This window comes from Rhodospirillum sp. A1_3_36 (genome assembly GCF_047263945.1).
Lineage (GTDB): Bacteria > Pseudomonadota > Alphaproteobacteria > Rhodospirillales > Rhodospirillaceae > Rhodospirillum.
Map to the genome: position 1 here is coordinate 607,082 of NZ_JBLAVB010000003.1, position 14,618 is coordinate 621,699.

General features: G+C 60.0%; 13 protein-coding genes and 1 riboswitch. Of the genes, 1 reads left to right on the forward strand and 12 read right to left on the reverse strand.

From position 1 onward, the window contains the following. Positions 1-217: 217 nt before the first annotated feature. Both ACLIRY_RS10350 and ACLIRY_RS10355 read right to left on the reverse strand, forming a co-directional pair. Entirely contained in the window at positions 218-652 is a 435-nt protein-coding gene (locus ACLIRY_RS10350; protein WP_413205291.1) for a 6,7-dimethyl-8-ribityllumazine synthase, read from the reverse strand. A gap of 88 nt (positions 653-740) precedes the next feature. Continuing rightward, a riboswitch (FMN riboswitch) is annotated at positions 741-901 on the reverse strand. Between the two features lie 250 nt (positions 902-1,151). Next, a complete protein-coding gene (locus ACLIRY_RS10355) occupies positions 1,152-2,186 on the reverse strand; it encodes a histone deacetylase family protein (protein WP_413205292.1) in 1,035 nt (344 codons plus the stop codon). Positions 2,187-2,425: 239 nt separating this feature from the next. On the opposite strand from ACLIRY_RS10355, the gene ACLIRY_RS10360 reads away from it, so the two are divergent. Further along, positions 2,426-3,211 carry a methyltransferase domain-containing protein gene (locus ACLIRY_RS10360; protein ID WP_413205293.1) on the forward strand — a complete coding sequence of 262 codons (786 nt, stop codon included), beginning with the start codon at positions 2,426-2,428 and terminating at the stop codon, positions 3,209-3,211. A gap of 320 nt (positions 3,212-3,531) precedes the next feature. Here the strand turns inward: ACLIRY_RS10360 and ACLIRY_RS10365 are convergent, their stop codons facing one another. The 10 genes from ACLIRY_RS10365 to ACLIRY_RS10410 form a co-directional block, all read right to left on the reverse strand. Beyond that, positions 3,532-4,725 carry a vWA domain-containing protein gene (locus ACLIRY_RS10365; protein ID WP_413205294.1) on the reverse strand — a complete coding sequence of 398 codons (1,194 nt, stop codon included), beginning with the start codon at positions 4,723-4,725 and terminating at the stop codon, positions 3,532-3,534. Positions 4,726-4,740: 15 nt separating this feature from the next. After that, positions 4,741-5,586 carry an AAA family ATPase gene (locus ACLIRY_RS10370; protein ID WP_413205295.1) on the reverse strand — a complete coding sequence of 282 codons (846 nt, stop codon included), beginning with the start codon at positions 5,584-5,586 and terminating at the stop codon, positions 4,741-4,743. Positions 5,587-5,652: 66 nt separating this feature from the next. Next, the gene (locus tag ACLIRY_RS10375) at positions 5,653-5,778 is read right to left on the reverse strand and encodes a hypothetical protein (RefSeq protein WP_413205296.1); all 126 of its coding nucleotides are present in this window, start codon (positions 5,776-5,778) and stop codon (positions 5,653-5,655) included. Positions 5,779-6,451: 673 nt separating this feature from the next. Beyond that, positions 6,452-8,203 carry a uracil-xanthine permease family protein gene (locus ACLIRY_RS10380; RefSeq protein WP_413205297.1) on the reverse strand — a complete coding sequence of 584 codons (1,752 nt, stop codon included), beginning with the start codon at positions 8,201-8,203 and terminating at the stop codon, positions 6,452-6,454. A gap of 311 nt (positions 8,204-8,514) precedes the next feature. Then, the gene (locus ACLIRY_RS10385; RefSeq protein WP_413205298.1) at positions 8,515-8,865 is read right to left on the reverse strand and encodes a phasin family protein; all 351 of its coding nucleotides are present in this window, start codon (positions 8,863-8,865) and stop codon (positions 8,515-8,517) included. A 731-nt stretch (positions 8,866-9,596) separates the two neighbouring features. Further along, entirely contained in the window at positions 9,597-10,913 is a 1,317-nt protein-coding gene (locus ACLIRY_RS10390; RefSeq protein WP_413205299.1) for a TRAP transporter large permease, read from the reverse strand. Continuing rightward, the gene (locus ACLIRY_RS10395) at positions 10,913-11,506 is read right to left on the reverse strand and encodes a TRAP transporter small permease subunit (RefSeq protein ID WP_413205300.1); all 594 of its coding nucleotides are present in this window, start codon (positions 11,504-11,506) and stop codon (positions 10,913-10,915) included. The genes ACLIRY_RS10390 and ACLIRY_RS10395 overlap by 1 nt, the downstream gene beginning before the upstream one ends. 80 nt (positions 11,507-11,586) lie before the next feature. After that, positions 11,587-12,603, reverse strand: coding sequence for a TRAP transporter substrate-binding protein (locus ACLIRY_RS10400; RefSeq protein ID WP_413205301.1), 1,017 nt, complete (start codon positions 12,601-12,603; stop codon positions 11,587-11,589). 170 nt (positions 12,604-12,773) lie between these two features. Continuing rightward, positions 12,774-13,811, reverse strand: a complete 1,038-nt coding sequence (locus tag ACLIRY_RS10405) for an L-idonate 5-dehydrogenase (RefSeq protein ID WP_413205302.1) — start codon at positions 13,809-13,811, stop codon at positions 12,774-12,776. Positions 13,812-13,848: 37 nt separating this feature from the next. Beyond that, a complete protein-coding gene (locus ACLIRY_RS10410) occupies positions 13,849-14,616 on the reverse strand; it encodes an SDR family oxidoreductase (protein ID WP_413205303.1) in 768 nt (255 codons plus the stop codon). Positions 14,617-14,618: the final 2 nt, after the last annotated feature.

The following is a 14,618-nucleotide window of genomic DNA, read 5'->3' on the forward strand; positions in this document are numbered from 1 at the left end:
CTTGAGTCGTGACACGCTACACGAGAGGGGGTGTTTTCCAGTCACGGGGCTTTGCCCCGTCCCCCACTGGGGCCGAAAGGCCCCAGACTCCAAGCCTAAAAAACACGAGACACTGTCGTGTCCCGTGGATCCATAAATCAGGCGAGATGCTCTAGAATGAGAGTCTCTTCGAGATCCAGTTTGGTCGCGAAGCGACCCAACTGGATCTCGGAGCACTCTAGGCTGCCATACTGGCGCGGACCCTTTGGACCTGGAGGGCCGCTTCCGCCGCCTCCCGGCCCTTGATCACGAAATGCTCCCGATAGATGGCCTTGTGGTGTTCGGTTTCCTGGTAGTGGTGCGGTGTCAGGGAGACGGATAGCACAGGAACGCCGCTGTCCAGGCTGGCTCGCATCAGGCCATCGACAACGGCCTGGGCCACGAAATCGTGGCGGTAGATGCCGCCGTCAACCACGAGCGCCGCAGCCACCACGGCGCCGTACCGGCCCGTTTGGGCGAGGTCCCGGGCGAGCAGGGGCATTTCGAAGGCTCCCGGCACGTCGAAGACTTCAATTTGGTGGTCGGGAATGAGTTGGGTGAACCCCACCAAGGCCTGGTCAACAATGTCGTTGTGCCAATTGGCCTTGATGAACGCATATTGGGTGTGTGTCATGGTGATCTCCTTTCGGGTTGGACACGGCACCCAAGGCGATCACACGCAAATACCTCCGCCCCGCACCATGGTCATGGGCGGGGAGGTTGCGCGTTCTCTTCCATCCGGACTGTAACCGTCGGCTCAGGCCTCTCACCTGATCTGCTTGACCCTTTCCCTTTGGGGATTCCCTTTGAAAAGGCGCTCGCGGGCTCGCGGATTTCGCCGCATACCGCCGGTGGGGACTTTCACCCCGCCCTGAGAACGAAGACACTATTTCCGTTTTCCGCCGCCTTGGCAAGGAGGGGAATACGCATAGGGGTGCCCCCGAACCCGCATTTTTTTAGCCTGGGGTCTGGGGCCCTTCGGCCAATACATGTCCGGGGTCTGGGGCCTTTCGGCCAATACATGTCCGGGGTCTGGGGCCTTTCGGCCCCAGTGGGGGAAGGGGCAAAGCTCCGTGAAGGGAAAACCCCCACTGTTGTGTACAGTGGGAGGGGGCTACCCGCGCCGCGTGGTATTATGCTCCCTCAAACCCATTCAGCACAGCAACGACGTTTTGCCCCAGCTCCGCCGTGGCGTAGCCGCCTTCCTGGATGATCGCGGTGGGCAGGTTGAGGCTTGCCAAGCGGCCACCGATTCGGGGGAAAGCTGTGGCGGGAAGAAGGAAACTTGAGAGGGGATCCCCTTCCCAAGTGTCCACGCCGAGAGAGACCACAATGGCGTCAGCCCCAAACGCCTGGACTCGCTTGAGCAGGTGGTTCAGAGCGGCCATCCAGGTGGTTTCGCCCGTGCCCTCGGGCAGGGGCAGGTTCAAGGTTGTGCCCTCTCCGTCCCCTTGGCCGATCTCGTCGGCGTAGCCCATGAAGTAGGGGAAGCCGAAACTGGGATCGGCGTGTAGGGAGCCGAAAAAGACGTCCGAGCGGTCATAAAACAGCGCCTGGGTGCCGTTGCCATGGTGGTAGTCCACGTCGATGACGGCCACCCGGTCGGCCCCGTGATCCCTGAAGGACTGGGCGGCGATGGCCGCATTGTTCAGGTAACAATATCCCCCCATCAAGGCCGCTGCCGCGTGATGGCCCGGCGGACGACACAGCGCATAGGCCACCTGCTCGCCCCCTTGCACGGCCATGGCTGCGGAGAGCGCCACCATGGCGGACGCTTTCACCGCATCCCAAGTGCCCTGGGCGATGGGCGTGCCGGAATCGAAGTTGTACCAACCCAACAGGGCTTCGATGGATTGGGGCTTGCGGTGTCCCACGCCGGGCACCGGCCAAGCCGTGGGGTAGGCCGGCGCGTCGTCGTTCCCCTTGTTGGAAGCCCAAAGGCCCCAGGCCGTGCGGAGAAAATCCACGTAGTCCGTCGCATGCACCCGGGTCAAAGGGTCAAGGCCGTGATCTGCCGGGCATTCCGGTACTGGGAAACCTGCGGTCTCCAGTGCGGTCAGGATGCTCTCTACCCGGACGAGGCTTTCCCTATGGGGGATTGCTTCGCCTCGACTGAATTCCATGGAGGGAGCGTGGGCGAGCTGGGTGGGGGAGTGGAAAACGCGCATGATCTATCCAAATAACAAATTTGTTGACGCGCCGGGAGATTGTCATGTTCCAGACGGTCGTTCAACGCGCTTTGGATCAAATGTCGCTTTGTGCACAAGACAAACGGCCTGATCGGGGAAGCAATAATCACCTTGGAAGGATTGTCCGTTGGGAAGATACTGCGCTCATGGGGCAAGGAGTGGGTTTGCACGGGGGTGCAGACATGGCATCGGTCACTATCGTCGGGTAAGGAAAAGGTATGAATGGACGTCTAGAGGACCGCGTTGCGCGCGAACGGGCAGCCCATGGTGAAGATGATGTCCTGGCCCGGTCCTATGTCTTGAAGAAGCGATTTTCCCATATCCTTGTGACACCTGGCCTCAAGGAAATGGAGCGGGTCATTGAGAAGCTATCGTCCGGGATGCGAGGGTCTCGGGTGCTAGACTTTGGCTGTGGGAAGGGAGAGATGGTGCTGTCCTATCTCGCAGCAGGGGCACGGCAGGTGGACGGTATCGATATCTCTGCCACCTATGTTGCCGAGGCACAGGCCCGGTGTCAAAGCGCTGGACTTGAGAAGACCCGCTTCACCGTTCAAGTCATGGACGCACATGCCTTGGACTTTCCCGACGAGTCGTTCGACTGGGTCATGGGGCGGGGGATTCTGCACCATTTGGACCAGGAAAAGGCCGTGGCTGAAATCAGACGGGTGCTGAAACCGGGAGGGCAGGCCGTTTTCATGGAGCCGCTCGCGGACAATCCCTTGCTCAAGGTGTTTCGGTTTCTAACGCCCTCGGCCCGGACCGTGGACGAGCGACCGATAGGAAAGCAGGAAATGGCAATCTACACGCGGGCCTTCGAGAGTGAGTCCTATTTCTTCGGCCTCTTCCAGGCACCCGTCGCCATGGTTACCTCCCTGATCATTCCTTCCCGACCGGATAATGTCTTCTTACGCTGGGCCCATGGGGCTGAAGAGATCTTTCGGAAACGCGGCTGGCTGAACACCTGGCACCAGTACGTCCTGCTCGTTCTGCGGAAGCCAGCGTAACGGGGGGTGGAAACGGGGTCGTTGGGTTAGAGTGCCTTCGAGGCCAAGTTCACAGTACACCACAGTGTCTCGTCTTTTTTGGGCGATAGCCCAAGCCCATTTGGGGGCCAATGCCCCCAAACCCCCATTTCTCTTTTGTAAATATGAGCGCGGGGGGTCTGGGGTCTTTCGGCCAATACCTGTTCAGGGTCTGGGGCCTTTCGGCCAATACATGTTCAGAGTCTGGGGCCTTTCGGCCCCAGTGGGGGATGGGGCAAAGCCCCGTGACGCGGTGTCGTGTCCCCTGGCCAAGAAGTGGCCCAATTTGATCTCGGAGCACTCTAGCGCGTCAACTCCCCCATGGCCGAGTCCAGCCCCTTTAAGGTCAGGGGGAACATGCGGCCCTCCATGATCTCGCGGATCATGCCGATGGAATGGGTATAGTCCCAATGGCCTTCCGGAACGGGGTTGAGCCAAGCCGCCGAGGGCCAGGCCTCCAGCATCCGGACGAGCCACTGCTGTCCCGGCTCCGGGTTATAGTGCTCCACCGAGCCACCCGGATAGGCGATCTCGTAGGGGCTCATGGAGGCATCGCCGACAAACACCAACTTGTAATCCCGGGGATAGGTGTGGATGAGGTCCCAGGTGTCGATCCGCTCGGTGTGGCGGCGGCGGTTGTCTTTCCAAAGGCTTTCATAGACGCAATTGTGGAAGTAATAGAACTCCAGGTGCTTGAACTCGGCGCGGGCGGCGCTGAACAGCTCCTCGCAGATGCGCACATGGTCGTCCATGGAGCCGCCGATATCGAGGAACATCAAGACCTTGACGGCATTGTGGCGCTCGGGCCGCATCTTGAGGTCCAGCAGCCCGCCCTGGTGGGCGGTGGAGCGGATGGTGCCATCCAGGTCCAGCTCCGTTTCCGCCCCGGAGCGGGCAAAGCGGCGGAGGCGGCGGAGGGCGACCTTGATGGTTCGGGTGCCGATCTCGACGTCTCCGTCCAGGTCCTTGAAGTCCCGCTTGTCCCAGACTTTCACGGCTCGGCGGTGGCGGCTTTGGTGCTGGCCGATGCGAACGCCCTCGGGGTTGAAGCCATAGGCGCCGAAAGGAGAGGTTCCCGCCGTGCCGATCCATTTGTTGCCCCCCTGGTGGCGGCCCTTCTGTTCCTCCAGCCGCTTGCGCAGGGTTTCCATCAGTTTGTCCCAGCCACCCAGGGACTCGACCAGCTTTTTGTCTTCCTCCGACAGGGTTTTCTCGGCGAGCTTCCGGAGCCACTCTTCGGGAATATCAACTGGGGAAACGCCCCCGTCCTGGGTGCTCTCGGTCGGCTCCAAGCCCTTGAAGACCTGACCGAAGACCCGGTCGAAGCGATCCAGATTCCGCTCGTCCTTGACCAGGGTCGCCCGGGAGAGGTGATAGAAATCCTCCACCGAATAGGCGGCGACATTGGCCTCCATGGCCTCGAGCAGCATCAAATATTCGTTTAAGGTGACCGGGACCTTGGCCGCGCGCAGCTCCAGGAAAAGGGAGAGGAACATGGTCTGATCCGTTCCCTATCGACTGTCCCGCCGGGCGAGAAACGCCAGACGTTCGAGCATGTGGATGTCCTGTTCACTCTTCAGCAGGGCGCCGTGCAGGGGCGGGATCAGGCTTTTCGTGTCCGCCTTGGCGCGAAGATCCTCCGGCGAAATCTCGTCGGCCATGAGGAGTTTCAGCCAATCCAGCAGTTCGGAGGTGGAGGGGCGTTTGCGCAGACCCGGAGCCTCGCGCAGTTGGTAGAAGACCTGGAGGGCCTCGCGCACCAGTCGCTCCTGGATATCCGGGTGGTGGACTTGGATGATGGCCCGCATGGTGTCTTCGTCCGGGAAGCGGATGTAGTGGAAGAAGCAGCGGCGCAGGAAGGCGTCGGGCAGTTCCTTCTCGTTGTTTGACGTGATGATGACGATCGGGCGAACCTCGGCTTTCACCGTCTGCCCCGTTTCGTGGACGTCAAAGGCCATGCGGTCCAGTTCCTGGAGCAGATCATTGGGAAATTCGATATCGGCCTTGTCGATTTCGTCGATCAGCAGGACGGCGCCGCCCGATTCGAAGGCTTCCCACAGCTTGCCGGGTTTGATGTAGTTGGCAATGTCATGGACCCGTTCTTCCCCCAGTTGGGAATCCCGCAGGCGGGAGACAGCATCGTATTCATACAAGCCGTGCTGGGCCTTGGTGGTGGATTTGACGTGCCAGGAGAGCAGGGGCAACGTCAGGGATCTTGCCACTTCCTCGGCCAGGACGGTCTTGCCCGTTCCGGGCTCGCCCTTGATGAGCAGGGGCCGACCCAAGGTGACCGCAGCGTTGACCGCGATCATCAAGTCTTCCGTGGCCACATAGCTGTCCGTGCCGGTGAATTTCATGGCGCCTCGCGTCCTTCGGCTGGGTTGGATTTCGATACGGTACGGTAGCGTATGGCGCTGCGGGAGTCACCCCTTCGTGCAGGTCATCAGGAGCGAGAGGGGGCGCAGGGGAGGAGCGCCGACGGGTTCCCGCAAGTCTTGAAGGCGGAGGTTGGATTGCCGCAGAACGGACATCCAGTCTTCCAGATCCATCCCTCGCGCACAGCCCGGGTCCAGGAGGCTGCGTTGGCCTCCCAAGACGGGTATGGATCGCAGGTGGGGGACCTTTCAGACATGGCCCATCCTTGGCGGTGGTGGGAGTGATGGCAGTCTACAGGACCCCCTCCAAAGGAGAAGGGTCGGTTGCTCGGCCCGTTGCGCCAGACGGCATCTTCGTCATGCAGACTCGGTCGGGTCTTGGCGGTGGATTTGTCGGGCGAGGACAGGGGGCGGTTCAGCAGGGAGCGACCCAACGGAGACTGGCCCCGCGTGGACTGGTCCCGCGTGGACTGGATGAGCGGAGAACGCGCCCAAGAGAAGCAGCAAGGCCAAGACAACCGGAATGAGCCACGTCCAAAATGTCGCGAGAAAGGAGGAGGCCCAAGAGGATGGATGCAAAATGCAACGCAAGCTGCATGTCCAGGGATCCCCTGACGGCGGGGTTGTGGCGGAGGAGATCAGAGGGGAGGCGGGCTTATGGGAAGAAACCGTCTCGTTTTGAACAACCTTTTGCGGGTTCCGTTGGGTCATGGGGGCCGTCCTGTGCGATGGAGTTCCTTTCTACAGAATTGCAAATTTAGTGCCAACCTGAGAGGTGGGCGAAACCCCTCGGGTCGCGCTGCTTCTTTCCTACCAATTGGGTCCCCTACAGGGGGGGGAGCCGCCGTCAGTGCTCGAAGCTGAGGTCCAGGCGGGAGAGGCCGTTCTTGGATTGGCTTGCGGACACTTTTGTGGCCAAGCGTCGGATCATGAGGCTGTTCAGCGCTTGCAGGGCAGCCGCCGGGTCCTCATCGATTTGCTCCAGGGCTTTCGTGGGGTCAAAGGTGGACTGGTCCATCATGACGAGGGGAGGTCCCTCATGGAGGATCGATAGGGACAGGGTGAATTCGTCGAATGCCCCTTCCAGTGCCCTCGGCTTGGCGCCGATGGCCGCCAGGGCTTCCGCACTTTCCAGTGCGGCGTGAGTCGCGCGCTGGGTCACGTCCTTACGGGTTGCCCAATGGCCGCATTGGCGTTCAATGAGATCGGCCAACTCCCTCGGCGTTGGTATTTGGTCGGGCGGGAGGTCAATCCTTATCCGGCTTTTTGCACCAAGGCGGAAGATCAAGTTGAGACCAATCGCCAACAAACCGCCCGAGGCCATGGCATTGCCAGTCAAGAGCTGCAGCCAAGTGGGAAAGGCTGCGTTCAGATTGGGCATCAGAAGGATGCCCAGGCCAAGGACGATGGAGGAGCCGACCATGAAGATGCCCCGGCTGTCGAGTGTGCGGCCACAGATGATTTCCATGCCCGAGGTGATCAAATAGGCCGAGGCATAGACCTGGATCGCGCCCAAAACGGGTTCGGGCAGGCTGGTCAAAAGCGATGAAATCACGGGGAAAAAGGCGATCAAGGCGATGAGCACGCCGGTGGTCAGGGCGACGATCCGGGAACTGGTTCGGCTGGCATGGCAGAGGCCGACATTCGCAGAACTGGGGGCGGATGGAAGGGCGCCAAACAGGGCGCCTGCCAGATTGGCGAGTCCCCCGGCGCGCAGACCGCGGGCGGCCATCTCCATATCGGGTCTGCGCCAGTCGGCGTCGTCCATCTTATCCATCAGGACGACCACACCCATGGTATCGAGGGACCCGAGGGCCGAAATCAGGGCAATGGGGAGCATCAGGCTCCAATGGGGCAGGCTGTCTGGAACCATGATCTCCGGCAAGGCAATCCAATCGGCCTGCTGCAGGATAAGGGTGTCGGGGACCCATCCCATCAGGGCGGAGAGGGCAACCCCCACGGACAGGCCTGCGAACAGGCTGAACAGGCGGATGCTTGTCGTTCCCCAAATGGAACAGGCCATAATGGTTGCCAAGCTGGCCAAGCTGACCATAGAGGCGGTCATGGACCCGGTGGGATGGGCCGGACTGAGGCCCAGAGACGAGGTGATGGCGCTTTCAACGAGGCTGAGGCCGCCCAGAAAGACCACCACGCCCGCCACCGTTGGGGGCAAAAGAACCCTGAGCCGGGCGAAGACCCGGGATGTCAACAATTGGGTCAGGCCATCGGTGGCGGCGATGAAGACCATACCGACGGGGCCCATGGCTTTTAAGACGAAGGCCGATAGGGTCAGCATGAAGGGATCGGTGATGTGGACGATGAACAATCCTGATCCGTACCGCCCTCCGATTGCCTGAAGGATGGTGCCAAAGCCCATGGCCAGAAGTGAGCCGGTGATCAGGAACCGGGCTTCGGATGCCTCAAGCCCCGCCAGTCGAGCGGCGACGACGACATAGAGCACCAGGGTCAAAGCGATGATCGCATGTTGTGTCGCGACGAGGGCCACCACGCCTTTTGGCGGGCGATCATTGAGGGCATATGTCAGGTTGGCGGGACGTCTACGGTTGCGACGGCCAGGAGAGAGAAAACGTTCGAGCATGGATCCCAATCACAGGGCCGAGCGGACAGGAGCAAATCTAGCCCCCCGGGATACGGCTAAGATTATGGATCGTACAATATCCTTTTTAGATTTTCAGGGTGTTTCTCTGACCATATGATTCCAGATCAAACCGCGCTGAAGCGATTCCGATTCAGCGCGGTTTGATCTGGCCCGAGAGGCTGTCGCACCCCGAAAAAGCGGAAAGCCGCGCTGGCTCCATTCGGGGCCAGCGCGGCTTGCGATGTGCAGTCCTGGCGCGCAGCGAGCGAAGCGCAATGCTTCAGTCACCAAGCGTGTTCGCCGGGAAAAAATTAGGCCTTGATACCCACGGAGTCCATGGCCACCTTGGCGCGGGCGCCGACGGGCTCGAAGGCACCCTTGAACAGGGCGGTGGTCATTTCGGACATCTTCTTGGACTCGGCCATGAAGCCTTCGAAGCCTTCCTTGGTCAGCTTCTGCTGCAGGGCAGCGGCTTCGGTCGGGGACTTGCAGGAGGTCAGGGCCTTGGTGGCTTCCATGGCGGTGTCAAAGGACTTGCTGGCATAGCCGAAGTATTCCTTGGACAGGTCCTCGACGCCCTTGGCGAAGGTCGTGCCAGCGGCAACGGCGGCGTCCATGTTGTCCTTGTTGAACTTAACGATGTCTTCGTATGACTTCATCATGGGATTTCTCTCTCTCGGTCAAATTGGGTGCGTGATGGTGTCGGTTCGCGATGGGCGGCGCCTAACCATCTCTTGTGCGCCGCAACATGACCTTAATGTAGTATTCTGAGCCGGAAAGTCAAGGGATTTATTGTGCGGTGCACAACGGAAAAAAATGATTATAAACAACATTTTATGGAGGGGTTGATGGTTCTTTCTCCCTCTGGGGTCAAAAAAAATCGCAGCTGCGAGACGTTTTCAGCTTGGCTTAAAGCGCCGGGTACCAGGGGGATGGACGAGCCATGAGAACAGTGGTCTCATGGGGGGCAAGGGCAGTCTGTATGGGAGAAACATGTTGTGGGCGACGCGAAAAAGCAACGTCTTCTGCCGATACTGACAGCCCGGATCCATCGGTTGGAAGACGTGTTTCAACAGGTCGTCGCCCACCCTTGGGCGACACTCGATGTTCAGCAACTGTTTCCCGGGAAGTACGAAGGGGGGCTGGTCGGTGGGCTGGGCTACGCGGGGCTTTGCCCCGCCCCCAACCGGGGCCTGAGGCCTCGGACCCCCATTCGTTTTTTTACCAATGGGATCAAAGGGTCCGTGACCCTTTGCGGGTCTGGGCGGAGCCCCGCAACTGCGCAGCAGGGTTTCCGGATTTTCAAAGATACAGAGTATAATATAGATTTTAGAGTGAAGCTGGGCCAGGAAGAAGGTCAGTGCCCTCCTCCCTGGCCTGGAAGCCGTCTGTTTTAGTAGTGGGCGATACTCGGGAACGTCAAGAGAAGGCCGACGGCTAGGACTTGCAGGGCGATGAAGGGCGCCAGGGACTTGAAAATGTCTCCCAAGGATATGTCCTTTGGTGCGACGGACTTGAGATAAAAGGCCGCAGGACCAAAGGGGGGAGACAGGAAGGACACCTGCATATTCATGCAAAACAGAACGCCGAACCACACAGGGTCGAGACCCAGGGTCTTCACGATCGGCACGAAGATCGGCATGGTCAGCAAGGCAATGCCGACCCAATCGAGGAAGGCGCCAAGGACGAACAGAATCGCCATCATCACCAGGACGACGATCGTGGGGTTGTCCGAAATCCCCGTCATCAAAGAGGAAACGAAGCGAATTCCGCCCATCAGGTTGTAGACGCCGACAAGGGCCGTGGCACCGATGCCGATCCAGACGATCATCCCCACTGTGGACAAGGTCTGCATCGCGGATTCCCGCAGAAAGCGCCAGGAAAACTCACCGCGAACAATCGTCGACAGAAGAACGCCGCCAACGCCGACCGCAGAAGCCTCCGTCACCGAGGCGATTCCGCCGTAGATCGATCCAAGGACAAAAACCACAACAAGAATGGGAAGGATCAACCCCTTGAGCAATCGGGCCTTTTGGGCCAGGGGCATGGGCTCGACGGTGGGAGGGGGCGCCATTGTCGGGTTCAGATAGACCCGGATCAAAACATAGGCGACGTAGAAGGCCGCGAGCATGAACCCAGGGACGAAGGCCGCAGTGAACAGATCGCCGATTGAGACATTGGCTGTGAGACCGTAGATGATCAACACGATGGAGGGCGGCACCATGGTGCCCAAAGATCCTCCCGCGCAGACCACGCCGATGGCGAGGTTGCGATTGTAGCCAAGGCGCAGCATCTGAGGCAGAGCCAGCAGGCCCAGCAGGATAATCTCGCCACCAATGATCCCGGACATGGCTGCCAGGATCACCGAAACGAAAATCGTCTGCACAGCCACACTTCCCCGGACCCGGCCGCCGATGAGTTTCATGGCGTCGAACAGGTCCCGCGCGATCCCGGACCGGTCCAACATGGCCGCCATGAGGACGAACATGGGAACGGAGACGAAAACGAAATTCTCGACGAAGGTGTAGATCCGACTGGTGATCAGGGGAATTGCCGCGGGGCCATATCCGAGAAGAATGAAGGACAGGGCGACCAGCAAGGTCACGAGCGCCAGGGGCATGCCCACCAGCAACAGGATGACCATCAGGCCGAACATCAGGATCGTGGTGGGGCCAATACCGATGGCCGCAAAATCAACAAGGGCATGCATCACTCATGCTCCCCTTTCAGGAACCGTCGGCCATAGTTGACCGTCAGCACCAGGAACTGCGCTGTCAGAAGAATCAACATGCACAGAAGGAAAATCTTGACCAAGGCCGGGATGGGGGGATCCCAGGCACTCCCGGATGTTTCGAGGCGAACCTCGCCGGAAGGCGCGAAAATCGCCTTTTCGACCATGAAAAAGGCCGCATAACTGAAACAGCCCGCAGCCAGGCAGGACAGAGCGGAGATGACGATGTTGAAGACACCACGCACCCGGGGGGACAGCATGCCGTAGATCAGGACGACCCGGACATGACTGTCCCTTGCCGCGCAAAAGAGGCCGCCGTAGAGGAAGGCCAAGGCGCAGAGAAAGGTGGTGGTTTCGTGCGCCCAAATCGTTGGACTGTTGAAGACGTAGCGCAGAAAGACTTCCGTCAACAGGACAAGGGCGGACAGAATAATGCCGACTGCGAACACATTGCCACCAGCATTGATCAGGCGCCCCAGGAGACCTGCCTCCGGCACGGCGCGGGCCGGCACGGTGGGAGGTGCGGGTGTGTTGGCCGCCGAATCAATGTGGTCCGGGGTTCCGTCCATCATGCTTGGACCCTCCAGTGAAAACGAAGAATGAAACCGGGCGAGACGCTATCGCCCTCGCCCGGTTGTGGGGATTCTTCGCCTTACTTGATCAGACCTTTTTCGGTCAGGTATTTGTTGATGCCGTCGAAGACCTTTTTGGCCATTTTCGATTTTTCAGAGAATTTCGCCCATTCGCCCCGGGCAATGCCACGGAACTTGGCCCGTTCGTCCGCCGACCAGTTATGAATGGTGATCTTGCCGGAGGCCTTGGCCTCTTCAACGGCCTTGAGGTCCCGTTCCTTGAGGGTCTTCAGCTGGGTCTGCTGGAAGACCTTCACGCTATCGATGAGGACTTTCTTCAGGTCGTCGGGCAGGGCATCCCACTTATCCTTGCTCATCGACACCTCGACGAGCGGCAAAGAGTGGAAACCCGGGTAGACGGGATTGGGGGCGATATCGTTCATCCCCGTTTCCTGGTTCACCGAGAAGACACTGTAATCGGCGGCATCAATGACGCCCTTGTCCAGGGCAGTGTAGACCTCGGACGCGGGCAGGTTCACCGGTGCGGCGCCCGCTGCGGCGAACACATTGGCGATCAACCCTTCCGGTGTACGGATCTTGACCCCCTTCAGGTCGGCGACCTTGTCCAGGGGGACCTTGGAGACAAAGGCTTCGAGACCGGGGGTGCTGACGCCGATGAAATGCAGGCCGTAGGGCTCGAGCAATTCGTTCATCAATTCCTTGCCACCCCCATTCTCGACGAAGTCGATCATTTCGGCGGGGTCAGACCAGGCGCCGACGGGATTGGCGATCAGACCGAAAGCGGGGTCCTTGCCCGCGAAATAGGAGGTGTCGGTGATATGGCCGTCAATGAGCCCCGCCTGAATGGCTTCCTGGGTCTCCTTGTAGTCGACGATTGTTCCGACCGGAAGGATTTCCACGGTCATCCGTCCCCCGGACTTTTCCTTGACGGCCTCGGAAAAGCTTTGCTGTAAAATGAAATTAGGATTGCCCGCCGGGTCCGAAGATTGGAAACGGAGTGCATACTCCTGCGCCGAAGCGCCAAAAGCGACGAGACTAAGAGCCAGTGCGCTGGCCGCAATATTCAAAAACTTCATGGTCTTTCCTCCACGTGTTATTTTGATCCCTGATTTTTCACCACGCCTTTAGAGTATTCCGAGATCAAGTTGGGTCACTTCGCGACCAAACTTGGCCTCGAAGATACTCTAAAATTTATCGCATGAGAGGGAAACGGGGCCAGCTTGACTCAAGCTGATCCCGTTTCCCTCTAGGCGAAGCTAATCTGGACCTTCATTGCCTTCCCTTTGTCGGATGCGAGGGTAAAGGCTTTAAGGGCATCTTCCACGGGGAAGACACCCGTCAAAACGGGGCGGACGGTGATCAATCCGCGATCGATCAATTCCGCCGCCAGTGCGAACTCCTCATCGAAGCGGAAACTGCCCTTCAATTGGATTTCCTTGGTGACAACAAGTCCCAGGGGAAGGGGTGGTTCTGCACCCAATCCCACCGTAACCAGGGTCCCCCGGGGACGGATCACTTCGCAAGCCGTCCACAGGGCCGGTGCCGCACCGGAGCATTCAAAAACCGCATCAAAGCGGCCTTTGTTTGCCCGATAGGCGTCCAAATCCCCGGCATGGTCCGAAAGATTGATCACCCGGGTTGCGCCAACCTGGGATGCGATGGCCAGGGGAGCCGATGTGACATCGGTCGCCACGACCTCCATTGCACCGGCATGCGCGGCTGCGGCGATCATCAGACAGCCGATGGGACCGCAACCGGAGACGAGAACCCTGGCCCCCGTCAGGGAATCGGCCTTGCGGACGGCATTGAGGCAGACGGCCAGGGGCTCTGACATGGCCGCGAGGGCCAGGTCGGTCTCCGGGTTCAGGCGCACGGCTCTGTCTGCGGAAACCGTCACGCCCCCGCGAAACAACCCCTGTTCATGGGGGAACCGCATGGCCGAGCCATTGAACCGCATATCGAGACATTGGTTTCGCATCCCGCGAATGCAGTAGTCACATTGCCCGCAGGGGCGGGAGGGGTTGACGGCAACCTTGTCCCCCAAAGAGAGTCCCGTGACGCCCGCGCCCAGTTCGGCAATGGTTCCGGCGACCTCATGGCCAAGGGCCATGGGCTCCTGGATGCGGACGGTTCCGAAGCCACCGTTATGGAAATAGTGGAGATCCGACCCACAGATCCCCCCATGGGAGATCGCCACGCGGACCTCCCCTGGTCCGGGGCTGGTGGCCGGAGTAATCTCGTCAATGCGCAGATCATGGGGAGCGTGGATAACAACGGCCTTCATCACGGCACCTCTTTGGCAACAGAAAGAGAACGGCAGGTCACAGAACGGAAATCATGCCGCCATCGGCGTAGATGACCTGTCCGGATACGTAGTTCGAGGCGTCGGAGGCCAGATAGATGGCCGTTCCCGCCAGTTCCTCTGGCAGTCCCCAGCGGCGCATGGGTGTTCGTCCCTTGACCCAGGCATCGAACTCCGGGTTGGAGATCAAGGCTTCGTTCATGTCGGTGACCATATAGCCGGGGCCGATGGCGTTGGACTGGATGCCTTTTTCGCCCCATTCTGCGGCCATGGCCTTGGTCAGCATCTTGATGCCACCCTTCGCCACCGTGTAGGGGGCAACGGTTGCCCGCGCCAATTCGGAGGTCAAGGACGCAATGTTGATCACTTTGCCCCGGCCCCGGGCAGCCATCCGCTTCGCCGCTTCCCGGCCAATGACGAAGGCCGAGGTCAGGTTCACGTCGATGACCCGTTGCCAATCGGCCGTTTCCAGCTCGAGCATGGGCTTGCGAAACTGGATGCCCGCGTTGTTCATCAGGATGTCGATGGCGATTCCCTCGTCGTCGAAGGCCTTGAAGGCCGCGACGATGGCCTGTTCATCGGTGACATCGAAGGCCGAGGTCAGGACCTGGAAGCCCTTGCCCCGCATCTCCTCTGCGGCGGATTCAAGGCGGTCCCGGTTCACGCCATTCAGGATCACGCGGGCTCCGGCTCCGGCCAATCCCTCAGCAAAGGCCTTGCCCAGGCCCCTGGAGGATCCGGTGATCAGCGCGGTCTTCCCAGTGAGGTCAAACAGGGTCAAACTCATTT